Origin of the sequence: Streptomyces sp. NPDC048643 (genome assembly GCF_040650615.1) — a bacterium.
In the GTDB taxonomy this organism is placed as follows: Bacteria; Actinomycetota; Actinomycetes; order Streptomycetales; family Streptomycetaceae; genus Streptomyces.
Genome location: NZ_JBEZHO010000029.1, coordinates 23,962 through 46,474 on the forward strand (window position 1 = coordinate 23,962; position 22,513 = coordinate 46,474).

Annotated in this window: 20 protein-coding genes; 15 read left to right on the plus strand and 5 right to left on the minus strand. The window is 71.7% G+C overall.

Going from position 1 to position 22,513, the window contains the following annotated elements; all coding sequences use genetic code 11:
• Positions 1 to 70 precede the first annotated feature (70 nt).
• The 6 genes from AB0C62_RS25925 to AB0C62_RS25950 all read left to right on the plus strand — a co-directional run bounded on the left by AB0C62_RS25925 (position 71) and on the right by AB0C62_RS25950 (position 4,767).
• The gene (locus AB0C62_RS25925; protein ID WP_362976953.1) at positions 71 to 643 is read left to right on the plus strand and encodes a hypothetical protein; all 573 of its coding nucleotides are present in this window, start codon (positions 71 to 73) and stop codon (positions 641 to 643) included.
• 289 nt (positions 644 to 932) lie between these two features.
• The gene (locus tag AB0C62_RS25930) at positions 933 to 1,313 is read left to right on the plus strand and encodes a hypothetical protein (RefSeq protein ID WP_362976955.1); all 381 of its coding nucleotides are present in this window, start codon (positions 933 to 935) and stop codon (positions 1,311 to 1,313) included.
• Between the two features lie 160 nt (positions 1,314 to 1,473).
• Positions 1,474 to 2,091 (plus strand): RNA polymerase sigma factor, encoded by a 618-nt coding sequence (locus AB0C62_RS25935; protein ID WP_362976957.1) that lies wholly within the window; start codon positions 1,474 to 1,476, stop codon positions 2,089 to 2,091.
• 80 nt (positions 2,092 to 2,171) lie between these two features.
• Positions 2,172 to 2,609: a hypothetical protein gene (locus AB0C62_RS25940; protein ID WP_362976959.1), complete on the plus strand. Its 438-nt coding sequence runs from the start codon at positions 2,172 to 2,174 to the stop codon at positions 2,607 to 2,609.
• 419 nt (positions 2,610 to 3,028) lie between these two features.
• Positions 3,029 to 3,691 (plus strand): RNA polymerase sigma factor, encoded by a 663-nt coding sequence (locus tag AB0C62_RS25945; RefSeq protein ID WP_362976961.1) that lies wholly within the window; start codon positions 3,029 to 3,031, stop codon positions 3,689 to 3,691.
• Positions 3,691 to 4,767, plus strand: coding sequence for a hypothetical protein (locus tag AB0C62_RS25950; RefSeq protein WP_362976963.1), 1,077 nt, complete (start codon positions 3,691 to 3,693; stop codon positions 4,765 to 4,767). Before AB0C62_RS25945 ends, AB0C62_RS25950 begins: the two co-directional genes overlap by 1 nt.
• Before the next feature lie 302 nt (positions 4,768 to 5,069).
• Here AB0C62_RS25950 and AB0C62_RS25955 read toward each other — a convergent pair whose 3' ends face one another.
• Positions 5,070 to 5,915, minus strand: a complete 846-nt coding sequence (locus AB0C62_RS25955) for a L,D-transpeptidase family protein (RefSeq protein ID WP_362976965.1) — start codon at positions 5,913 to 5,915, stop codon at positions 5,070 to 5,072.
• A gap of 301 nt (positions 5,916 to 6,216) precedes the next feature.
• Here AB0C62_RS25955 and leuE point away from each other — a divergent pair, with 301 nt between their 5' ends.
• Entirely contained in the window at positions 6,217 to 6,867 is a 651-nt protein-coding gene (leuE, locus tag AB0C62_RS25960; RefSeq protein ID WP_362976967.1) for a leucine efflux protein LeuE, read from the plus strand.
• A 9-nt stretch (positions 6,868 to 6,876) separates the two neighbouring features.
• On the opposite strand, the gene AB0C62_RS25965 is transcribed toward leuE, so the two are convergent.
• Positions 6,877 to 8,343, minus strand: coding sequence for an FAD-dependent oxidoreductase (locus AB0C62_RS25965; protein WP_362976969.1), 1,467 nt, complete (start codon positions 8,341 to 8,343; stop codon positions 6,877 to 6,879).
• A gap of 39 nt (positions 8,344 to 8,382) precedes the next feature.
• On the opposite strand from AB0C62_RS25965, the gene AB0C62_RS25970 reads away from it, so the two are divergent.
• Positions 8,383 to 9,051 carry a TetR/AcrR family transcriptional regulator gene (locus AB0C62_RS25970; protein WP_362976971.1) on the plus strand — a complete coding sequence of 223 codons (669 nt, stop codon included), beginning with the start codon at positions 8,383 to 8,385 and terminating at the stop codon, positions 9,049 to 9,051.
• Positions 9,052 to 9,091: 40 nt separating this feature from the next.
• Here the strand turns inward: AB0C62_RS25970 and AB0C62_RS25975 are convergent, their stop codons facing one another.
• The 3 genes from AB0C62_RS25975 to AB0C62_RS25985 form a co-directional block, all read right to left on the minus strand.
• Positions 9,092 to 10,198 (minus strand): acyltransferase, encoded by a 1,107-nt coding sequence (locus AB0C62_RS25975; RefSeq protein WP_362977084.1) that lies wholly within the window; start codon positions 10,196 to 10,198, stop codon positions 9,092 to 9,094.
• Positions 10,199 to 10,677: 479 nt separating this feature from the next.
• Entirely contained in the window at positions 10,678 to 12,012 is a 1,335-nt protein-coding gene (locus tag AB0C62_RS25980; protein ID WP_362976973.1) for an alpha-2,8-polysialyltransferase family protein, read from the minus strand.
• Complete coding sequence (locus AB0C62_RS25985) at positions 12,009 to 12,989, minus strand: glycosyltransferase family 2 protein (protein WP_362976975.1); 981 nt, start codon at positions 12,987 to 12,989, stop codon at positions 12,009 to 12,011. Before AB0C62_RS25985 ends, AB0C62_RS25980 begins: the two co-directional genes overlap by 4 nt.
• A 198-nt stretch (positions 12,990 to 13,187) precedes the next feature.
• Between AB0C62_RS25985 and AB0C62_RS25990 the strand changes: the two genes are divergently transcribed.
• The 7 genes from AB0C62_RS25990 (at position 13,188) to AB0C62_RS26020 (ending at position 22,328) form a co-directional block, all read left to right on the plus strand.
• The gene (locus tag AB0C62_RS25990; protein ID WP_362976977.1) at positions 13,188 to 14,501 is read left to right on the plus strand and encodes a DUF6716 putative glycosyltransferase; all 1,314 of its coding nucleotides are present in this window, start codon (positions 13,188 to 13,190) and stop codon (positions 14,499 to 14,501) included.
• Between the two features lie 76 nt (positions 14,502 to 14,577).
• Positions 14,578 to 15,885: an N-acylneuraminate cytidylyltransferase gene (locus AB0C62_RS25995; RefSeq protein ID WP_362976979.1), complete on the plus strand. Its 1,308-nt coding sequence runs from the start codon at positions 14,578 to 14,580 to the stop codon at positions 15,883 to 15,885.
• A 13-nt stretch (positions 15,886 to 15,898) separates the two neighbouring features.
• On the plus strand, positions 15,899 to 16,834 hold the full coding sequence (locus tag AB0C62_RS26000) for an N-acetylneuraminate synthase family protein (protein ID WP_164369400.1): 936 nt from the start codon (positions 15,899 to 15,901) through the stop codon (positions 16,832 to 16,834).
• 38 nt (positions 16,835 to 16,872) lie between these two features.
• Positions 16,873 to 17,952 (plus strand): hypothetical protein, encoded by a 1,080-nt coding sequence (locus AB0C62_RS26005; protein ID WP_362976981.1) that lies wholly within the window; start codon positions 16,873 to 16,875, stop codon positions 17,950 to 17,952.
• 444 nt (positions 17,953 to 18,396) lie between these two features.
• Entirely contained in the window at positions 18,397 to 19,617 is a 1,221-nt protein-coding gene (locus AB0C62_RS26010; protein WP_362977086.1) for a M20 family metallopeptidase, read from the plus strand.
• A 288-nt stretch (positions 19,618 to 19,905) separates the two neighbouring features.
• Positions 19,906 to 20,958 carry a BMP family ABC transporter substrate-binding protein gene (locus AB0C62_RS26015; RefSeq protein WP_362976983.1) on the plus strand — a complete coding sequence of 351 codons (1,053 nt, stop codon included), beginning with the start codon at positions 19,906 to 19,908 and terminating at the stop codon, positions 20,956 to 20,958.
• Positions 20,959 to 21,278: 320 nt separating this feature from the next.
• Complete coding sequence (locus tag AB0C62_RS26020; protein ID WP_362976985.1) at positions 21,279 to 22,328, plus strand: BMP family ABC transporter substrate-binding protein; 1,050 nt, start codon at positions 21,279 to 21,281, stop codon at positions 22,326 to 22,328.
• The last annotated feature ends 185 nt before the right edge of the window (positions 22,329 to 22,513 follow it).

Below are 22,513 nucleotides of genomic sequence, written 5' to 3' on the forward strand. Positions count from 1 at the left end.
CACGCAGTAAGGGGAAGTGCGGGCTCCGTAAAGCGAGGGCGCCCTGTTGAGGCATTTCGAGGGAGTCGTGATGAGTCTGGTGGAACTGATCGCTCAGGCCGACGAGAGAAGTCTGGCAGCGAGCGGTCTGGCTTGTTTGGATCGGTGCGTTCCGCTCCTTGGCGGTGATGACGACGTCCTGCGCCCCCTGTGGGCGTGCCTCGCGGAGGCGGATGCCTGGGCGGAGTGGGGCACACGTCTGGAGCAGGCGCGCGTCAAGCTGGACGCGGGGGTGCCCGAGCCGCCCGTCACCGACGAGGACCACGCGGCCGTCCTCACCCGCCTGATGCTCGACACCGTTCCCGCGCGGCCCTCGGAGGGGGAGCTGCGCGCCTGGGCGGACGCCTGCTCGCTGACGGCGCTGCGGGCGCATCGACGTCTCGACCACGCGGACGACACCACGTCCTGGCCGACGGTGCGCGAGGAGGGCCGCACCGAGGGGCTGTCCCCGCTCGTCGCCGCCGAACTGCGCCGCCAGACCGCCGTCCTGGAACTCCTCGCCGAACACGGCACGAGCGGACTGCGGTTCGTGCTGGACACGTCGGTCGAGGCCCGGCGCGTCCTGCGGGCGGTGGTCTCGCGCAGGGCGCGGGGACGCGCGTAGGACACGCGGAAGGCAGGTGGCCCAGGACCGCCGGCGGACAGGGAAACCCCCGGCCCGGCGGTCCCGGCCGCGACCGGACCTCGGCGGGCCCGGCCCCGCGCGGCTCGGCGCGGGGCCGGGCCCGCCGACGCCAGGTCGGTGGGAGACGGCCCCGGCGGGCGGGCGCCAAACCTGTGCGGCCGGGGGGTTCCTGTGACTGTCCTGGGGTGGAGATGGCGGTCCTGGGACGGTGTCGCGAACCCCTGCCGATCCGGGTGACGAATCCGGCCGCCGCCACGCTCTACCGAATGTGAACGCTACTCAGACAACCAGGCCTTCAGCTGCGACGAAGCCCGTTCGCTGGGCTGCCGACTCGGTCGCGACCATGCGTGAGGGCGCCCGACTGCGCCTCGACTACTCCGCGCAGAGTCTGTGGCGGGTCGACCGCATGATCGAGGAGATACGCCGGGAGGGGGCGCCGTACGCCGCCGTCGAGAGCGTGCTGCGCGGGTTCGGCGCGTACGCCGGCGAGGTCGTCGCCCGCCGCACGGGCGCCGAGTGGTGGGAGACCGGTGGCGAACACTGGCTGCGCACCCCCGACGGCCGCCTCTGGGACCCGATCGACGAGGCCCGCCGCGCCTACGCGGGCGACGGCTCCCTGCGCCTGCTGTGCCGGGAGGCCACGCGGTAGCCGCCGACCCGGCGTACGCGCCGCCGAGGGAAGGGCCCGGGGCAGCTGACGTGCTGTGACATTTCCGTGGGGACCGGCGCTGATGACCATGAGGGTGTCGGCGCGGTCGGCCGCGTCGGCAGAGCACACTCGGGCGAACTCGGCGTGAACGAGGACAGTGTTGGGCCAGGGAGGGGAACCCCGCCGCGCGCGGCCGTACGACGCGGAACTGGGCGTGGCCGTCGCGCGGGCGCAGGAGGGGGACGAGGCCGCCTTCGCCGTCGCGTACCGGATGGTGCAGCCCGGACTGCTGGGATACCTGCGCGGGATCGTCGGGGACGACGCGGAGGACGTGGCGTCCGAGGCCTGGCTGGAGATCGCCCGGGACCTGGGGCGGTTCCGCGGTGACGGCGCCGGGTTCCGCGGCTGGACCGCGACCATCGCCCGGCACCGCGCGCTGGACCATCTGCGGCGGCTGAAGGCGCGGCCCCGGGGCACGCCCATCGAGCAGGACGTGCTGGAACTGCCCGGCAGGCACAGCACTCATGACGAGGCGTTGGAGACGCTGTCCACGGAGTACGCGCTGGAACTGGTCGCGGGGCTGCCGCGCGACCAGGCCGAGGCGGTGCTGCTGCGGGTCGTCGTCGGCCTCGACGGACCGGCCGCGGCGCGGGTGCTCGGCAAACGCCCGGGCGCGGTGCGCACCTCCGCCCACCGGGGTCTGAAGCGGCTCGCGCGCCTGCTCGCGGCCGAGGGTGTGACGGACGAGGCGCCCCCGACGCTGGGGGATTCGGGATGAACCTCGGAGCGGCGGGCTGAGAGGGAACCGGCATGGGACCGGACGGAGTGCCTGGGGAACCCAGGGAAACTGTGGAGCCCGTGGGGCCCGGCAGGAGTGAACGGCGCGGCGACGGCGGATCCCCCGGCCGCCGGGCCACCGGCGCGGTCCGCGGAGGCGGCCGTGGTGTCGCCCTCGGCGTACGGGCCGCCGTCGGGTCGCTGCTCGCCGCCGCGATGCGCGCTCTCGCGGACGACGGCGAGGCGGAGGCGCACGCCGTCGCCGCCTTCCGTGCCGCCCGGGACGGCGGAGCGCACGCGGCGCCCACCCGCCGACGGGACGACTGGCGCCGCCGGAGGAGTGCGGCCGCGACCGGGAGCAGGGGAAACGCCGAACGGGACCCGTCGGACGCGGGGGTGCCGGACACGGGGACGGCCCGGGTGGAAGCGGCGGCGGTGACGACGGAGACGAGCGGGACGGCGGCCGGAGCGACGGGGGCGGCCGGGGTTCCACGGCAGGCCGGGGACCGTACGGATTGAGCCACGGGCGGGCCGGGCGGAGCCGGTGCATGTGCCGAGGTGTGGTGCCGATGGCAACGGCCGGGGCCGCCACCCCCCACAGGAGAGGCCCCGACCGTCGCGCGGCACGGGCCGCGCGGCGGCCCGTACTCAGTACAGCGCCGCGACTGCGTTTTGTGTCACACCTCGCTCCGTCACCAGGTAGTTGCACGTTGTACGAACATGGACGGGGAGCTGTTTCAGGCCGTAACGTTCCATTCGCGCCGGGTGCGGAGGACCAACGGGACCGTGACCACGAGGACCGGAGACCGCGGGCCGCGTGGGACCTGTGACCAGAACCACGGGGAACCCGGGACCGCGACCATTCATCGAGGAAGCACGACGGCGAGAAACCGGTCCGCGAGAGCGGCACCGGACGGGGCGCAAAGAGGGGCGCGGGGGTGCTGGGGGACGACGCGGAGCTGACCGCCGCGGTGCGTGCTGCGCAGGACGGGGACGAGACCGCGTTCCGGACTGTGTACCGCGCCGTGCACCCACGGCTGCTCGGCTACGTACGGACGCTGGTCGGGGAGCCGGACGCGGAGGACGTCACGTCCGAGGCCTGGCTCCAGATCGCCCGTGACCTGGAGCGGTTCAGCGGGGACGCGGACCGGTTCCGCGGCTGGGCGGCGCGCATAGCCCGCAACCGGGCCCTCGACCACATACGGATGCGCGGACGCCGCCCGGCGACGGCCGGCGACGAGACCGAACTGGCCGGCCGGCCCGCCGAGTCCGACACCGCGACCGAGGCCATCGAGTCGCTGGCCACCGACAGCACCCTCTCGCTCATCGCCCAGCTCCCCCAGGACCAGGCGGAGGCCGTCGTCCTGCGGGTCGTGGTCGGCCTCGACGCCAAGACCGCGGCCGAGACCCTGGGCAAGCGCCCGGGCGCCGTCCGCACGGCGGCGCACCGCGGTCTGAAGCGGCTCGCGGAGCTGCTCGACGCGGATGCGGAATCCGTCGGCGCGCTCGACGCCGTTCCCCAGCAAAGAGGATCGCGCACCCGCGCGGTGACGTCCGCCGGTGTGACGCATACGCGTTCGCGGACGCAGAAGGACATGTGATGGCCGACGAGCAGTACAGGTGGCTGGACGCCGACGCCGCGGAGCGTCTGCTGCGCGCAGAGCCGCTGGAAGCCGTCGACGCGGGCACGCGCGAGCAGGTGGAGCGGCTCGCCGGGGTACTCGACGCGCTGATCGCCGAACCCGCACCGAGCAGCGAGGAACTCCCCGGCGAGGCAGCCGCGTTGGCCGCTTTCCGCAAGACGCGCGAGAACGGCGAGGGCGCCGTCGCCCCGCTCGGCCGGCGCGATCTCCCGTGCTCCCGATCCCATGCCACCGACGCCGGTCTCGTACGGATCGGCGGCCCGGCCAGGCACGGACGGCGTACGCGATGGGGGCGCCCCACCCGGATCGGGCTCGCCGCCGTGCTGGCCGCCGGGATGGTCGGCGGGGTCGCCGTCGCGGCCGGAACCGGAGCGCTGCCGACGCCGTTCACCCGCCAACACCCGGACCCCGCCGCCTCGGTCACGGCGATCCGGACTCCCGAGCGGCCGCTCGGCTCACCGGGGCCCACCGTCTCCGGAGGCATCGGTTCCGTGGTGCCGACTCCCGACGGCCCCTCGGACCGGCCGTCCGGCGACTCCCCGACGACCGCGCGGCCGGACACCGGTGACGCGTCGGGCCGTCCCGGCGACGACGCCACCGAGAGCACCGAGCGCACCCCCGCGTGGTTGAACCGGGCGCGTACGTACTGCCGTGACGTCCTCGACGGCAAGGACCTCGACGGGGGACGCCGGCAGCTCCTGGAGCACGCGGCGGGAAGCGGCCGCCGGATCAAGCTGTACTGCGCGGGGCTGCTCGGCCGCCGGGCCGGCGCCGGTGACGGCAAGAGCACCGGGGACGACGGCAAACAGGGCTCGGGCCCGGGGTCCGACCAGGGCGGCCGGGACGATCGCGGCGACCAGGGCGACGACGACGGACACCACATAGGGCGCGGAAACGACCCCCGGGGCAACGGTGGCGTCGTCGCCCCCGTGCAGCCCGGGCACCCCGGTCTGGCGCGGCGGCTGCCGGTCAGGCCCGGGAAGTCCCCGGCCCCCCGGCCTGTGGCGACGCCGCTGCCCGCCCCCTCTCCGTGAGGCGCGGGGGCCCGCACCGCGTGCCACTCGGGGTGCCGCTCCCGGACGTCCGGCAGCCGTCCGGCCGGGCCGTACGTCGCTGACCTGCAGTTTCGTTTTTCCTTGAACTTCTTCTCCGGCCGGGTGTGACGTTTTCGGCCGCCGTGACGCAGTAGTGGGTGAGCCGACTGGTCATCGGCCGTCGCACGGAGCCGGGGTTCCCCCCGTACCCACGGCTCCGTGCACCTGGCGCGGGCGGGACACGTTCCCCCGGTCCCGCCCGCGCCCCATACGTTTTCCCGTCTCGCCCCCGCAGTGCTCCGTCACCAGTAGACGACGACCTTGTCGCCCGTCCGGACCTGCGCGAACAGGGCCGACACCTTGCTCTCGTCACGGACGTTGACGCAGCCGTGCGAGGCGCCGTAGTAGCCGCGCGCGGCGAAGTCCGAGGAGTAGTGCACGGCCTGACCGCCGCTGAAGAACATCGCGTACGGCATGGACGTGTGGTAGAGCGTCGACACGTGGTGGCGTGACTTGAAGTAGACGGTGAACACGCCCTCGCGGGTCGGGGTGTACTGCGAGCCGAACCGGACGTCCATCTCCGAGACGGTCCTGCCGTCGACCATCCAGCGCAGGGTGCGGCTGGTCTTGCTGACGCACAGCACCCGGCCCGTCAGGCAGCGCGGATCGGGCTTCGCGGCCGGCTGCCCGCCGTACGGATACAGCTCCCAGTCGGCCGGATCGTGCGTCATCTTCTTCAGCCGCTGCCAGGTGACGGCGTCCAGCTGCCCGGTGCTCGGCAGCCCGCGCTTGCTCTGGAACCCCTTGACCGCCGCGACCGTACGGTCGTCGTACGTCCCTGTCGGCGCGGTGATCAGCCAGGCGACCTGGTGCAGCCGGGCCTGCGCCGAACGGATGTCGTCACCCCGGTCGCCGCTCGACCAGAGGACCTTGGCGGGGACCCCCTCCGAGGCGGCCGGGGTGCCGGCCCTGCCCTTGGCACCGGTCGTCGGCTTGTCGTCGTCGCCCTTCCCGGGGGCGAGCGAACCGTCGATCCGCACGGGCGCCGCGGTCTTGCCCGACGCGTCCACACCCTGCGCCGTGCAGCCGCTCAGCGCCGCCAACGCCACCAGCGCGGCCAGCCGTCTCTTCATCCCTGTGGTACGCATCCGGACCTCTGTTCCAGCCGTCCTGTCGTGCACATCAGGCCCCCCTCTCGCCCCGTGCCCCCTGAGATGCTCCCCGCGGGCGACCGGCCACGAACCAGGCGGCATGGGGGCAGCGAACACGAGAACCCCCCGCCCCCACGGACGCACATGCGGTCGAGGACGTTCCGACCTGGGCGATTCCTCCGTATGGGTGAGTGGGAGCGGACTCCGCACGCCCCCGGTCACGTTCATGGGGAGTGACCCCTACGGAGTCCTGAGACAGGGCGGTGAGGTGTCGTAGGTGCGTGCGACACTCACTTTCATGCTTGGTGTCATCGATCTCCCCACCTATCTGGCGGGGCTTGTGCTGATTGTCCTGTTGCCGGGACCGAACTCGTTGTACGTGCTGTCGGTCGCGGCCCGGAAGGGTGTCCGTACCGGGTACAAGGCCGCCGCGGGCGTCTGGTGCGGGGACACCGTGCTGATGACGCTCTCGGCGGCCGGTGTCGCGTCGCTGCTGCAGGCGAACGAGCTGCTCTTCGGGATCGTGAAGTACGCGGGCGCCGGCTATCTGTCGTGGCTGGCGATCGGGATGCTGCGGGCCGCGTGGGCGATGTGGCGGGCCCGTCGGGAGCCCGCCGTCCAGAGCGCGCAGACCGAGCCGGTGGCCGGGGAGCGGCCGTTCCGGCGAGCGGTCGTGATCAGCCTGTTCAACCCGAAGGCGATCCTCTTCTTCGTCGCCTTCTTCGTGCAGTTCGTCGACCCCGGATACGCCTACCCGGCGCTCTCCTTCGTCGTCCTCGGCGCCTTCGCCCAACTCGCGAGCTTCCTCTACCTGACCGCGCTGATCTTCAGCGGTACGCGGCTCGCGGCGGCCTTCCGCCGCCGCAAGCGCCTCTCCGCCGGCGCCACCACCGCGGCCGGCGCCCTCTTCCTCGGCTTCGCGGTCAAGCTCACGCTCGCCAGCGCCTGAGCCCGGCCCTCAGCCGGTGGCCAGGCCCACCGTGGCCGCGTACTCCGGCAGGGTCCTCGTCGTGCCGCCGGCCCAGCCGACATAGCCGTCGGGGCGGACGAGGAAGACGCCGGTGCCGTACCTCTCGTACGCGTCGACCCGTGCCGTGCGAACGCCCGGGAGCCCCGGCGGTTCCTCGTCCGTGCCGACCGTCAGCAGCGTCCAGTGCGGTCCCCGGAACACGTCGAAGAGGCGGACTCCGCCGACCGTCGCGTCGGGGGCACGGTCACCGGCGCGCAGCGCCTCGTCCGGCAGCTCCGGGCGGGTCTCGACCGCGAGGGACGAGTCGCGGTAGCCGAGGCCGAGCTGACGGGTCGCCGCACCGCGTCGGGTCTCGCCGCGGTGCACCCGCGTCGACAGGCCGAGCATGTCGGCGGCGACGGGCCGCCGTTCCGCCTCGTAGGTGTCGAGGAGGGCGGCCGGTGCCGCGCCGCTCAGTACCGCGCCCAGCTTCCAGCCCAGGTTGTAGGCGTCCTGGACGCTGGTGTTGAGCCCCTGCCCACCGGCCGGCGAGTGGACGTGGGCAGCGTCCCCGGCGAGGAAGACCCGGCCCGCCCGGAAGCGGTCCGCGAGAGCGGCGCGCGGCCGGAAGTCCGAGGCCCAGCGCACCTCGGTCACGTCCTCGGGCGCGAGGTGGGAACGCGCGGCGACCGTCCTTCGGATGCCCTCCAGGGACAGGTCGACGTCCGTGCCCTCCGGGAACTGCGCCACGACCTGGAAGTCCTCGGTACCGGCCAGCGGGCAGATCGCCAGGAAACCGCCGGTGTCCGCGCGCGGCGGGAAGACGTGCCAGTTGTCGCGGTCGAGGCCGGTGATCCGGACGTCCGCGACGAGCATGGGGTTCGGGTCGACGGTCTCCCCGGTCATGGCGATCCCGAGCGCGCGCCGCACGACGGAGCGGCCCCCGTCCGCGGCGACGACGTACCGGGCGCGGACCGGCGCCCCGGAGGCGAACTCCACGGTCACGCCGGCGCCGTCGGTCTCCTCGACCCCGACGACCTCACGGCCGAAGGCGACCCGCCCGCCGAGTTCCTCCAGGCGCGCGAAGAGGATCTCCTGCGTACGCCACTGCGGCACCATCCACGGTGTCGAGTACGGCGAGTCGTCGGTCGTGTCGGCCGGGTCGAACATCTGGTGCTCGCCGGCCCGACGGCCGTCCTGCCAGACCATCCCCACCGGGTACTCGCCGCCCGCCGCGCGGATCGCGTCGAGCACGCCGAGGTCGTCGAAGACCTCCATGGTGCGCGGCTGGATCCCCTTGCCGCGTGAGCCGGGGAACAGCGCGCCGGCCCGCTCGACGACCAGGGCGTCCACCCCGCGCCGGGCGAGATCCGCGCCGAGGGCGAGGCCGGTCGGGCCCGCGCCGATGACGAGTACGTCCACGGTGTCCACGTCGGTGTGCACGTCCACCATCTCCTTAACGCTGTTAAGTTCCATGCGTCGGAGCATGCCCTTAACGGCGTTAAACTGTCAAGCGTGGCCACCCAGAGAACCCCGAGGACCCAGCGCACCCCCAAGCTGGACAAGAAGCAGGTCGTCGAGACCGCCCTGCGGCTGCTCAACACGACGGGCCTCGACGGCCTGACCCTGCGGGCGATCGCCAAGGAGCTGGACGTCCAGGCGCCCGCGCTCTACTGGCACTTCAAGAACAAGCAGGAACTGCTCGACGAGATGGCCACCGAGATGTACCGCCGGATGGTCGCGGACGTGGGGGAGGACCCGCAGGGCGGCTGGCGGGAACGGCTGCTCGCCGCCAACCGCGGACTGCGCGCGGCCCTGCTGAGTTACCGCGACGGCGCGAAGGTCTTCAGCGGATCACGTTTCAACGGCACCGTGCACGCGGTCGAGATGGAGCGCACGCTGAGGCTCTTCACCGACGCGGGCTTCACCCTCGACCAGGCGGTCCGCGCGACCACCACCGCGTACCTCTACACACTCGGCTACGTCACCGAGGAGCAGGGTGTCCAGCCCCTGCCGGGCGAGCGGCGCGAGGGCTACGACGTACAGGAACGAGCCCGCCGCATGGCCGAGTTCCCCCTGTCGGCGGCGGCGGGCGCGGAGATCTTCGAGAACTACGAACGGCACTTCGAGGAGGGCCTGGAGCTGGTCGTGGCGGGCATCGACGCGCTCTACGGGATCGCCTGAGCCCGAGCCGGCGGGCCGGCCGACGCCGCCGGCCGCCCCACTACACCCGCGGTTTCGCCAGGGCGGAGCGCAGCTTCGGAGTGAGCCGGTTCTCCACGAAGCGGTTCAGCAGCCAGGCCAGGAGCAGCATCGTGGCGACCGTCGCCAGGAAGGTGGCGTAGGACGGCAGGTGCAGGGTGCGGTGATAGGCCTCGATGGCGACCCAGCCCAGGTGTTCGTGCACGAGGTAGAACGGGTAGGTCAGCGCGCCCGCGACCGTCAGCCAGCGCCAGTTGGCCCGGTTCAGCCAGCCCAGCGCGATCGCGGCGACGGCGACGTAGCCGAAGGTGACGACGAGGATGATGCCGAGGGCCGAGCGGTCGGAGAAGAACTGCGGGTTCGGGGCGTGCCACAGGCGGTCGACGGCGTAGTGCTGGCCGATCAGCCAGCTCACCCCGACGATGCCCCAGGCGTACGCGTCCCGGCGGTCGCGGTGGACGAGGTAGAGGCCGACACCGCCGATGAAGTACGGGGCGTACTCGGGCATCAGGACCATGTTCAGGAGCGGCTCGTTCACGCCCTGCGCGACAGCCGCGGCCAGGGTCCAGCCCGCGCAGAACAGGATCACGCGCCGCCGGTTCGCCCCGGGCAGCACGATGCACAGCGCGAACAGGGCGTAGAAGCGGACCTCCGCCCACAGGGTCCAGCAGACGCCCAGCACCCGGTCGACGCCCAGCGGCTGCTGGAGCATCGTCAGGTTGAGCAGCGCGTCGCTCGGCGCGACCGCCTTGTACGCGACGGCGGGCAGGGCGAACACGGCGGTCACGATGATGATGGCGGCCCAGTACGCCGGCAGCAGCCGGGAGGCGCGGGAGGCGAAGAAGGACCGCAGGGGCCGCCCCCAGCCGCTCATGCAGATGACGAAGCCGCTGATCACGAAGAAGACCTGCACACCGAGGCAGCCGTAGGCGAACAGCTGGTGCAGGGTGGGGAACTGGTGCTTCGGTGAGGTGCCCCAGGCCTGCGTGACCTCGCCGTCCCGGCCGCCGTAGTGGTAGCACGCCACCATCAGGGCCGCGATCAGTCGCAGCCCGTCCAGGGCGCGCAGCCGGTTCTCCCGGCGGGCCGCGGGCTTGGGCGCGGGAGACGTCTCGACAGGAGGCAGCACCGTGCGGACCACGGTGCCGGTTGACGTCCCGCGGGCCTCCTCGGGCGTGTCGATCACAGGGTTCCCCTCCATGGGACTGGGCTGGCCCACAGCACGTTAGTCCGATAGTCGGGGATGCTTGCGCCGTGGCGAGGCCGGTTCGTCGTCCTGCCCACAGGCGTTCACCTGTGCGATACCCCGGCGTTGACAACTCTTCCGAATCGTCACAAATCGCCCCCGCGCGCAAGAGTGCCGCCGAACACGCGTCGGGGCCGGGCGGCAGTCCGGAAAGGGCTGTGAAACGGGAGAGCGGGGAGCGAGGCCCGGTCGTCTCCGACCGTTCCCGCTCCCCGCTCCTCCATCACCGCACCGCGGTGCCTTCCCGGCCGCTCCGGGCATCCGTCAGGGACTCCGTGACGGCCTCCGGCCCCGGGGGCCGGGTGGGCGCGCCCGGCGCCTCAGCGCCCCACGGCCCGCGCTCAGCGCCCCACGGCCCGCGCTCAGCGCCCCACGGCCCGCTTCAGCGAGCGGGCCCGCCGGGCGACCCGGCGCACCGTCGCGTTGCGCGGGATGAACGCGAGCTGCGCCGGGACCGCGCCCGGCAGGGCCAGCGAGGTGAGGCGCTTGCGCTTGAAGTAGCGCCAGGTGTGCTGGTCCAGTTGCCGTGTCAGATAGCTCTCGGCCGCCGGACGCAGATCGGGGTAGATCTTCGGCTGCATCGCGAAACCCACGGCCCGCAGGAGCTTCGTCAGGTCCGCGACGGCCATGCCGGGGTGCTGCCCCGTCACGGCCGGCCGGTCCGACAGCTCGGGCAGCAGCGCGTCGACGATCGTCACGGGAACGCGGTTGCTGTTCTCGTACGGGGTGAGGCGGTCCAGCAGCGAGCCGGTGCCCACCCGGGCGACCGGCAGCCCGTACAGCGCGGACGCCGTGAGCAGTGCCGTCGAGAAGCAGCCGACGACCAGGGCGGGTCGCATGCGCTGGTAGAGGACCTCGGCGAGGACCGGGGTGTCGACCACCGTGAGGTCCGCCCCGAGCCGCTCCGCCTCCCGCTCCAGCAGACGCGACCAGCGGGCGGGCGCCGTCGGGTGCGGCTTGAACACCACGCGGGTGTGGCCGAGGTCGATCGCGCCCTTCAGCATCCGCACGTGGAGGTCCTCCTCCTCCTCGGCGGTGAGGATGCCGAGCGCGGAGAGGTACTGGCCGAGCAGCAGCGCCGGTTCGTCCAGCGCGGGCAGCGCGTCGCCGGTGTCCACGAGCTGGGCGAGCACCTTCACGAACGCGTCCGTGGGCACGATCTCCGGCTCGACGCCGAACTCGGTGAGCAGCAGGGGTGTGAGGCCGGGGACCAGATCCAGGTGCAGCAGCCGGGTCACCCGGGTGCCGACCAGCGGGTCGATCTTGTTGCGAGTGGGTCCGTAGCTCATCAGGCCGTCGGCGTAGACGGTGACGGGCGCTCCCATGAAGATCTGGGAGATGCCGAGCGCGGGGTTGACCTGGATCGACTCCACGGCCAGCTCGACGTCGTCGTCGCCGAGGTTCCAGGCGAGCCGCAGGTGCCGCTCCCACAGCGGTACGTCGTCCGGGCGCGGGGCCCAACCGCCGGGGTGGAAAGGCGAGATGGTCTCGTTCCAGGAGATGACGTCGTCGAAGCGGCCGCGCAGCTGCTCGAAGCCGGGCATCTCGTCGACGCCGGGCGTCGTCTCGGGTGTCGCCGCGTTGTTCGAGACGAGCAGGATGCGCCGGTCGGCGGGCCCGAAGCCGTCGGTGTCGAGGGCCGCGGCGAGCGTGGCCGTTCCGTACAGGGTGGACGCCATGAAGATCTGGGTGGTCACGCGGCCACCCCCGCGCCGGCCGCGGGCCGTCGGCGCAGTCGGCGCAACCGTGTGGCGCGCTGGACGTCCATGGAGTCGAGGGCCTCGTCGAGCACGTCCTGCGGCATGCGCCGCAGCGTGACGGCACTCATGGACTTCAATTTCCGTGCCACCGCCGGCTCGAACCTTTCGATGGATCCCAGGTGATGGGAAATGATCGCGCAATAGGTGCGCACGGCTTTCGGCAGGAGTTTGTCCGCGTCCCGGTCCTCCGCGGTCTCGGCCACCACCTGGTCGAACGCGCGAATGAAATCGAGTTGCCGCACATCACCGATCTGGGTGAGCGAGGAGGCGACACCGCGCCGGTAGAAGACGCCCAACAACCCGACCGTGGCGAAGGATTCGGCCTCCCGGTGCAGCTTCCAGATCCACGGCCGGTCCTCGGCCGTGCGCAGCCCGTCGGTGAAGTGGAGCAGTCCGCGGTCGACGAGCCGGCGGTGGTAGATGCCCGCCCAGGCGTAGGCGTAGTCGACGGAGGTGGACCGGTCGGCGGGGAGGATGGCGTCGCGCGGGTTCAGGACGACTCCGCGGCGGCCGTGCGGGACACGGTGCACCGTGCGGGCCCGCGCCGTGCACTGGACATGGTCCGTCCGCACGAAGTCGCAGCCCAGGTCCTCGATGGAGGACAGGAGTTGTTCGTAGTAACCGGGGGCGAGCCAGTCGTCCCCGTCGAGGAACGTGAGGTACTCGCCACGCGCTCGGTCGATCCCTGTGTTGCGCGCGGTGGCCAGTCCTCCGTTCTTCTCGTGTCTGACATACACCGCGCCCGGGAGCTCGCGCTCCGCGCGCGCGAGAATGTCCGGTGTCTCGTCGCGCGAACAGTCGTCGACGAGAATGAATTCGAAGTCCTGTCGCGCGTTCGCGCGCAGGCTCTTCAGAGTGTCTGGCGCGTATTGCTGCACGTTGTAGAACGGCACGATGACGGAGAGCTTGACCACCCCTGTGACGTTAGGGGGCGGCCCGGCATTCGTCTTGACCGTTGGTGGGATACGAGGTGAACGACGCGTGGCGGAACTGTGAACCACGTCGTTTTCCGGGTCGTTCGCGGGCTGATTCGCCATTCGTCGGTGTGCTGTTAACCGTTTGTTGCATTCGGGTTGGGCCGCTCCTCGAAATGGCTTCCTAGCGTCTAGGACGTGCCAGCAAGTACCACGAAGTCCCTGCGGGTGGCCGTCCTCGCGGATTCCGACACCCGGTGGAAATGGGGTTCGCTCACCGCGACCCGCATCGCCCCGGCCGAGTCGGACGTCCGCCTCGACGGATTCCTCCTGCGCGGCCGTGCCACCCCGACCGCCCGCCAGCTCGAAGAAGTAGGCGTCCGCGCGGACTCCCTCCGCGAGGTCACCGCCGTCGAGTTCCTGCGCGAGCTGGGCAAGGAGGACCACTCCTACGACGTGGTCGTCCTCGCTCTGGTCGGCGGTGCCGTCCAGGCGGTGCTGCACGGCCTGGCCCGCGCGTGGGACGGACGGACGAAGCGGCCGGTGGTCGTCACCGGCTATGTCGGCATCGTCTACGAGAAGCTCGCCGACGGACTGCTGCTGCGGCACGGCGCGGACCTGGTCCTCGCCAACTCCCGCCAGGACGCCGACCGTTTCCGGGACGTGTACGAGGGGGTCGGCGCCGACTCGGGGTCGGTGACCGAGGTCGCGCTGCCCTTCCTCGGCGGGGCCGCGTACGCCGGGAACGACCCCTACACGGTCGTCTTCGCCGCCCAGCCCTCCGTACCGGAGAACCGCAGGGACCGTACGTACCTGCTCGACCGGCTGATCCGGCACGCACGGCTCCACCCGGACCGCGAGGTCCTGCTCAAGCTGCGCTCCAAGCCGGGCGAACACACCACGCACATCGAGGAACTGCCCTACCAGAAGCTGGTGCAGAAGGCGGACCCGCCGGCCAACTTCCGCCTGGTCTACGGACACATGGGCGACGTCCTCGACCGCACCGACCTGCTGGTCACCATCAGCTCGACGGCCGCCCTGGAGTCCCTGCACCGCCGCATCCCCACCGTCGTCCTCAGCGACCTCGGGGTGCGCGAGGCGCTCGGCAACCACCACTTCGTGGGCTCCGGCTGCCTCGCCTCCTGGGACCAGCTCGACGAGGGGCACCGCCCGGCGCCCGACGCGGCCTGGGTCGCCCGGCAGGGCGTGGCGGCCGACGGCTCGTACGAGACCGCCTTCGACGCCGCCCGGACCCGCATCACCGAGCTGGTCGAGGCGGACAGGCTGCCGCCGCTCGCCCCCTACTACACGCCCGTCACCGCGCCCGGCTACCTGCCCGGCATCCTCGCCCGCCACCACCTCGGCCCGGACGGCAGCCCGCTGCCCGGCGCCCCCGCGGCGGACCGGGAGCCCAGCCCCGTACGGCAGATCGTGCGCCGGGCCGCCCGCGGCGCCTACCGCCACGGCGTCCAGCGCGTCGCCCCGGTGATCCGGCGGATGGGCGACCTGTGACCGCCCCGGAAACCGGCGGCGCCCGGCGCCCCGCCCCCCACGCCTCTCTCGCCTCCCTCGTCAAGGAGAACAGCGCATGACCAACTCGGAAGCGGGCCACCCCGCGCCGGTGCGCCGCGTGCTCGCGGTGATCCCCGCGCGCGGCGGCTCCAAGGGCGTGCCCGCGAAGAACCTCCTCCCGGTCGGCGGCGTACCGCTGGTGGCCCGCGCGGTGCGCGAGTGCCGCGCCGCCCGCCTCGTGACCGACGTCGTGGTCTCCACCGACGACCAGGCCATCGCGGCCGCCGCCCGCCAGGCCGGCGCCGAGGTCGTGCTGCGGCCCGCCGCCATCGCCGGCGACACCGCCACCTCCGAGGCCGCCGTCCTGCACGCCATGGACGCCCACGAGGCGCTGCACGGCGCCCCGGTCGACGTGGTGCTGCTCGTCCAGTGCACCAGCCCGTTCATCATCCGCGAGGACGTGGACGGCGTCGTGAACGCGATCCTCGCGGACGGCGCGGACACCGCCCTGACCGTGGCGCCCTTCCACGGCTTCGTGTGGCGGGACGCCGACGACGAGCCCGCCGCCCCGGTGGCCGCCGACAACGGCCGCACGGCTGTCGGGGGCGGCACCGACACCCTCGTCGCCGACACCGTCACCAGCGGCGGCTACGGCATCAACCACGACAAGTCCTTCCGGCCGCGCCGCCAGGACCGCCCCCAGGACCTGCTGGAGACCGGTGCCGTCTACGCCATGGAGGCCACCGGCTTCCGCGTGGCCCGCCACCGCTTCTTCGGCCGCACCGAACTCGTGCGCACCGACCCGGCCCGCGTGCTGGAGATCGACGACCCGCACGACCTCGCCCGCGCCCGGGCCCTCGCGCCGCTCTTCGACGCGAACAGGCCCGGCTCGCTCCCGACCGCCGAAGACATCGACGCGGTCGTCCTCGACTTCGACGGCACCCAGACCGACGACAGGGTGCTGATCGACTCCGACGGACGGGAGTTCGTCTCCGTGCACCGCGGGGACGGACTCGGTATCGCCGCCCTCCGCAACAGCGGACTGACGATGCTGATCCTGTCCACGGAACAGAATCCGGTCGTCGCCGCCCGGGCCCGGAAGCTCAAGATCCCGGTCCTGCACGGCATCGACCGGAAAGACCTCGCACTGAAGCAGTGGTGCGAGGAGCAGGGCATCGCGCCTGAGCGCGTGCTCTACGTCGGCAACGACGTCAACGACCTCCCCTGCTTCGCCCTCGTGGGCTGGCCGGTGGCGGTCGCGAGCGCCCACGACGTCGTGCGCGGCGCCGCACGCGCGGTCACCACCGTCCCTGGTGGCGACGGCGCGATCCGAGAGATCGCCAGCTGGATCCTCGGCCCTTCTCTCGACTCCCTCGACAAGTAAGGAACGTTTCACCATGAGCAACTCCCGTCTGCGCAGCTTCGGTTCGAAGACCGCCGGCCCGGGCCACCCCGTCTACGTCGTGGGTGAGATCGGCATCAACCACAACGGTGAGCTGGAGAACGCCTTCAAGCTCATCGACGCGGCCGCCGAAGCCGGCTGCGACGCCGTCAAGTTCCAGAAGCGCACCCCGGAGATCTGCACCCCGCGCGACCAGTGGGACATCGAGCGCGACACCCCCTGGGGCCGCATGACCTACATCGACTACCGCCACCGTGTGGAGTTCGGTGAGGACGAGTACCGCCAGATCGACGAGTACGCCAAGAGCAAGAACATCGACTGGTTCGCCTCCCCGTGGGACACCGAGGCCGTCGCCTTCCTGGAGAAGTTCGACGTCCCGGCCCACAAGGTCGCCTCGGCCTCGCTGACCGACGACGAGCTGCTCCGCGCCCTGCGCGGCACCGGCCGCACGGTCATCCTCTCCACCGGCATGTCGACGCCGAAGCAGATCCGGCACGCGGTCGAGGTCCTCGGCAGCGACAACATCCTGATGTGCCACGCCACGTCGACCTACCCGGCGCAGGCCGAGGAGCTCAACCTCCGCGTCATCAACACCCTCCAGGCCGAGTTCCCGAACGTCCCGATCGGCTACTCCGGTCACGAGACGGGCCTGCAGACCACCCTCGCCGCGGTCGCCCTCGGCGCCACCTTCGTCGAGCGTCACATCACCCTCGACCGCGCGATGTGGGGCTCCGACCAGGCCGCCTCCGTCGAGCCGCAGGGCCTCACCCGCCTCGTCCGCGACATCCGCACCATCGAGGCCTCCCTCGGCGACGGCGTCAAGAAGGTCTACGAGTCGGAGCTCGGCCCGATGAAGAAGCTGCGCCGTGTCCCGGGCGTCGTCGCCGAGGCCGAGATCGCCGCGGCCGCGGGCGAGCCCGTCTCGGTCTGAACGCCCTGAACTCCTTACGACGGGACGGTCGTACGACGATGAGCCCCCGCACCGGATCCATCGGCTCCCACACTCTCGCCTTCGTCGAGAGCCCGGTACAGCTCCTGAACGTGCTGGAGTGGGCGCACACCCAGGCCCACGACGCCGCGGCACCCGGCGCGGGGTTCACCCTCGTCGTCCTCTCTCCCAACGACCCGATGACCCGCGGTCAGCTCCGCCGCATGGCGGAGCTGGCCCGCGACGAGGGTCACACGGTCCGCTGGGAGGAGGCGCGCGGCGGCACCACGGCCCCCTTCCACACCATCGGGGGACTGGCGCCCATGCTGCGCCGCGCCCGGCGGATCGTCATGGGAGACCCGTTCTCCCGGTATGTCCAGCTCCTGCTGACCATCACCCGGGCGCAGGACCTGGTCGTGGTCGACGACGGCACGGCCACCATGGAGTTCGTCGCCCAACTCGCGGGCGGTGAACGCCTGGTGCGCTGGCACCGGCGCGGGGGCCGGCCCGGCCCCCGGGACGTGCTCTTCGCTCCCGTGTCCGGCGCGGCCCGCCGCAAGCTCACGCCGAACGACCGGCGCAGCGTCGAGGTCTTCTCCTCGATGCCGATCACCTCGGCACCGGACGGCGTCCGGATCACCGCCAACGACTTCTCCTGGACCCGCTCCCGGTTCGGGCCGCCGCGCATCACCAAGGGCGCGGACCTGGTCGGCACCTCGCTCGTCGAGACCGGCGTGGTCGACCCGGACCGCTACCTGGACGCGGTCCGCGGGCTGGCCAAGGCGCACGGCGCCACCCGCTACTTCGCGCACCGCCGTGAGAGCACCGACAAACTGCACCGGCTGGCGGTGGAGACGGGCCTGGAGATCGTCCGCCCCGACCTGCCGCTGGAACTGATCGCCCGCCGCGGTCCCATAGGGCGGACCATCCTGAGCTTCCCGTCGACGGTCGTGCACACGCTGCCGCTGGCCCTGGTCGGCACCGACGTGCGGGTCGCGGTCTGCGACATCGACCCGAGCTGGCTCACGGAGAACGCCTCGCCCCGCGCTCAGGGCTTCCTCTCGGGAGTCACGGGAACGGCCCGCGACGTCCACCGCCTCTCGGCGGTGTCCGCCGTCTAGCCCTCCGCTCCGGACCGGGGCCCGGCCCCCCGTCCGCACAGCACGTCACCACGAGCCCGGCGCCCACCGCGCCGGGCTCCTCACGTCCGTCACCCTCCCGCGCACCCATGTGACACAGGGTGACGGCGCGAGGGTGCCTCGACCACGCCTCCGGAAATCGGTCGCGCTCGTGTGAGACCGTGGAGAACAGGTACGGGAAGGGACCCGGGCACGCCGGGTGTTCTCCGTACGGATCGGCGGGCGACCCCCGGCCGAGTCGGATCACAGCCGGTCACCAGCCCCGTCCAAGATCCAAACGCCCGAAAAGCCGGGCGAGTTTACCCATCCCCGAAGACAGCCATGCGCGGCGCGGCCAGTTTTTCTTCCCCTAACGGGCTGAACTTTTGTTGATCGTGGGTTAGTTGGCCGCCCGATCGCCCTACCCTTCAAAGGGTGAACCAACTGATGACCCGAGAGTCCGAGGCCGATCTCCCCGGGGAACCGTTGCTCCCCGGCGCGCTGCCCGAGGCACTGCGCGCCGAACTCGTGGCGTTCCGACGCGACTTGCACATGCACCCCGAGCTCGGCAACCAGGAGTTCCGCACCACCGCGGCGATCAAGGCGCGCCTGGAGCAGGCGGGCCTCGCGCCGCGCGTCCTCGCCATCGGGACCGGCCTCATCTGTGACATCGGAGACCCGGACGACGTACGTCCCCGGCTGGCGCTGCGCGCCGACATCGACGCGCTCCCCATCCCGGACACGAAGAGTGACTGCGCGTATCGATCCACGGTCCCCGACCGCGCCCACGCCTGCGGTCACGACGTCCACACCACGGTCGTGCTCGGTGCCGGCCTGGTCCTCGCCGACCTGCACGCCCAGGGCCTGCTGCCCCGTCCCGTGCGGCTGATCTTCCAGCCCGCCGAGGAGGTGCTGCCCGGCGGAGCCCCGGACGCGATCGACTCGGGGGTCCTCGACGGCGTGGGCCGGATCGTCGGCGTGCACTGCGACCCGAAGGTCGACGCGGGGCGCATCGGGCTGCGGCACGGCGCCATCACCTCGGCCTGCGACCGGCTCGAAGTGTCCCTCGACGGCGCGGGCGGCCACACCGCACGCCCCCACCTGACCACGGACCTCGTCACCGCCGCCGCGCGCGTGGTCACCGACGTGCCGGCGCTCGTCGGCAAGCGCGTGGACGCCCGCAGCGGCCTCGCGGTGACCTGGGGACGCATCGAGTCGGGCCACGCCTGCAACGTGATCCCGCAGCACGCCGAGCTGTCCGGAACCGTGCGCTGCCTGGATCTCGACGCCTGGCGGGCCGCGCCCGACCTCGTGCACGCGGCCATCGACGAGATCGCCAACCTCTACCGGGCCAAGTCCGAGATCAACTACATCCGTGGCGTCCCGCCGGTGGTGAACGACCCGGCCGTCACGGACCTGCTCCGCGACGCGATGACCGCCCGGCGCGGTGCGCAGTCCATCGAGGACACGGAGCAGAGCCTCGGCGGCGAGGACTTCTCCTGGTACCTGGAGCACGTGCCGGGCGCGATGGCCCGCCTCGGGGTCCGCACACCGGGCGACCGCAGCACCCGCGACCTGCACCGGGGCGACTTCGACGCGGACGAGCACGCGATCACGGTCGGCGTCGAGATGTTCACCGCGGCGGCCCTGCTGGACGAGCTGGTCTGAGGCCGGCGGGCGCGTCCGGCGACTCCGGTCGCGCCCTTCGGGCCCCCGACGTAGCGTGGTGTCCCGCCACGTGACAGCGCGTGGCGGCCGGTCACATGTCAACCGTCGGACCGTGGGTGCTGCATCCCCAAACGCACCTTTCGGTCCCGTGGTTCACAAGGACGTAACCGGCCATCGGCACGAATGGATAACGGCCACGCGGAACCCCGTTCCCTGGATGGTCTACGCGCGTTAATGTGCGCCGAACTCAGCACCCACTGCGGGGCTTTGGAGAATGGGGAGCTTCAGATGCGTCGGATAGCCAGCCTGACCCGCGTCGCGGTGGGGGTCGCGTCGCTCGCACTCGCCGCCACGGCCTGCGGCGGCACCAGCAACGACAGCGACAGCAGCAGCGACAGCAGCAAGGACGCCAAGGGCCTCGCCATCGCGTACGACGTCGGCGGCAAGGGCGACCAGTCCTTCAACGACGCGGCGTTCTCCGGCCTGGAGAAGGCCAAGAAGGAGTTCGGCTACAAGACGGCCGACATCGAGCCCACCGACGGTGAGACGGACGCCGACAAGGAGCAGCGCCTGTCGTCGCTCGCCAAGCAGGGCTACAACCCGGTCGTCGGCATCGGCTTCGCCTACGGTCCCGCTCTGGAGGCCGTCGCCAAGAAGTACCCGAAGACCACCTTCGGCATCGTCGACTCGGTCGTGGAGGGCAAGAACGTCGCCTCCCTGGTCTTCTCCGAGCAGGAGGCCTCGTACCTCGCCGGTGTCGCGGCCGCCAAGGCCACCAAGTCCAACACCGTGGGCTTCGTGGGCGGCGTGGACGTTCCCCTGATCCACAAGTTCGAGGCCGGCTACACGCAGGGCGTCAAGGACACCAAGCCGAGCGTGAAGGTCCTCTCCCAGTACCTGACGCAGACCGCCGAGGAAGGTGGCTTCTCCAGCCCCGACAAGGGCAAGGCCGCCGCCGAGGGCCAGCTGGAGAAGGGCGCCGACGTCATCTACGCCGCCGCCGGCCTCTCCGGGCAGGGTGTCATCGAGGCCGCGTCGAAGGCCGGCAAGTACGCCATCGGCGTCGACTCCGACCAGTACAAGCAGGGGGCGCTCGCCAAGTACAAGGACGCCATCCTGACCTCCGCGCTCAAGGACGTCGGCGGTTCGGTCTACACGCTGGCCAAGTCGGTGCACGACGGCAAGCCGCTGACGGGCACGCAGACCTTCGACCTCAAGGTGAACGGTGTCGGCCTCGCCGACAGCAACCCGAAGATGGCGGAGATCCCCGGTCTCACCGACGCGGTGGCCAAGGCCAAGGCGGCCATCGTCGACGGCACCATCAAGGTCAAGACCGAGTAGTCGTTCCGGGCGTCGGACGAGTCGCCGCGGGCCGGACCCGCCGCCCTCACCCGGTACCCGGACACGGACACGGACGCGACGTCACGGAGCGGGCGGGCACCCCAGGTGCCCGCCCGCTCCGTCGTCCGTTACCGGGGTCACCCAAAGCCACCGTGTCTTTGCGGTCGGCAAGCCCGGGGCCCCTCGGCGGGTGGCGTCGGGCACAGCCGCATAACAAGGTGGACAGAAGGGGTTTTCTAGTTGGTCTACGCGCGTTAATCTGCGGCGAAGCCAGCGCCGAAGCTGAACCGTCAGGCGCTTGTACGACAGGAGCACAACGAATGCGCCGGGTTACCCGCATCGCGCTCGCAGGTACTGCGACCGCCTCTCTCGCCCTCGCCCTCTCCGCCTGTGGCGGCACCTCGACCTCCAGCTCGTCCTCGGACAGCAAGGGCGACAAGGGCCTCGCCATCGCGTACGACGTCGGTGGCAAGGGCGACCAGTCCTTCAACGACGCCGCGTACGAGGGTCTGAAGCAGGCGAAGGCCGAGTTCAAGTACAAGACCGCCGACGTCGAGCCCACCGACGGCGAGACGGACGCGGACAAGGAGCAGCGCCTCGTCTCGCTGGCCAAGCAGGGCTACAACCCGGTCGTCGGCATCGGTTACGCCTACGGTCCGGCCGTCAAGGCCGCCGCCGCGAAGTACCCGAAGACCACCTTCGGCATCGTCGACGACTCCACCGTCACGGCGAAGAACGTCGCGGACCTGGTCTTCTCCGAGCAGGAGGCCTCGTACCTCGCCGGTGTCGCGGCCGCCAAGGCCACCAAGACCAACACCGTGGGCTTCGTGGGCGGCGTGGACGTTCCGCTGATCCACAAGTTCGAGGCCGGCTTCGAGCAGGGTGTCAAGGACACCAAGCCCGGCGTGAAGGTCCTCTCCCAGTACCTGACCCAGACGGCCCAGGAGGGTGGCTTCTCCAGCCCCGACAAGGGCAAGACGGCCGCCGAGGGCCAGATAGAGAAGAAGGCCGACGTCGTCTACGCGGCGGCCGGTCTGTCCGGTCAGGGTGTCATCGAGGCCGCCTCCGCCAAGAAGGTCTGGGCGATCGGTGTCGACTCCGACCAGTACCAGCAGGAAGCCCTCGCCAAGTACAAGGGCTCCATCCTGACCTCGGCCACCAAGGACGTCGCCAAGGCGGTCTACAACGTGGCTAAGTCGGTCAAGGACGGTAAGCCGGAGAGCGGTATCGTACGGGGCGATCTGAAGTCGGGTGAGGTCGGTCTGGCCGACTCCAACCCGGAGTTCAAGAGCAACAGCGCGATCCAGGACGCCGTCAAGGCGGCCCAGGAGAAGATCATCAGCGGCGAGATCAAGGTCAAGTCCAGCTGACGAGCAAGACCTCAGGAGCAGCCAATGCGGTCCCGGGAAGGTGCGGGTACGCCTCCGTGTCGTCGGACACGGGAAGGTGCCCGTACCGCCCCGGACCCGCTTGGTAACCGTGGGGTTACGTCCGCTCAACGGGATACGAGGAGTCTGGCTCCCCGTATCCCGTTCTCGCGGCGCGTGGCCCCTTT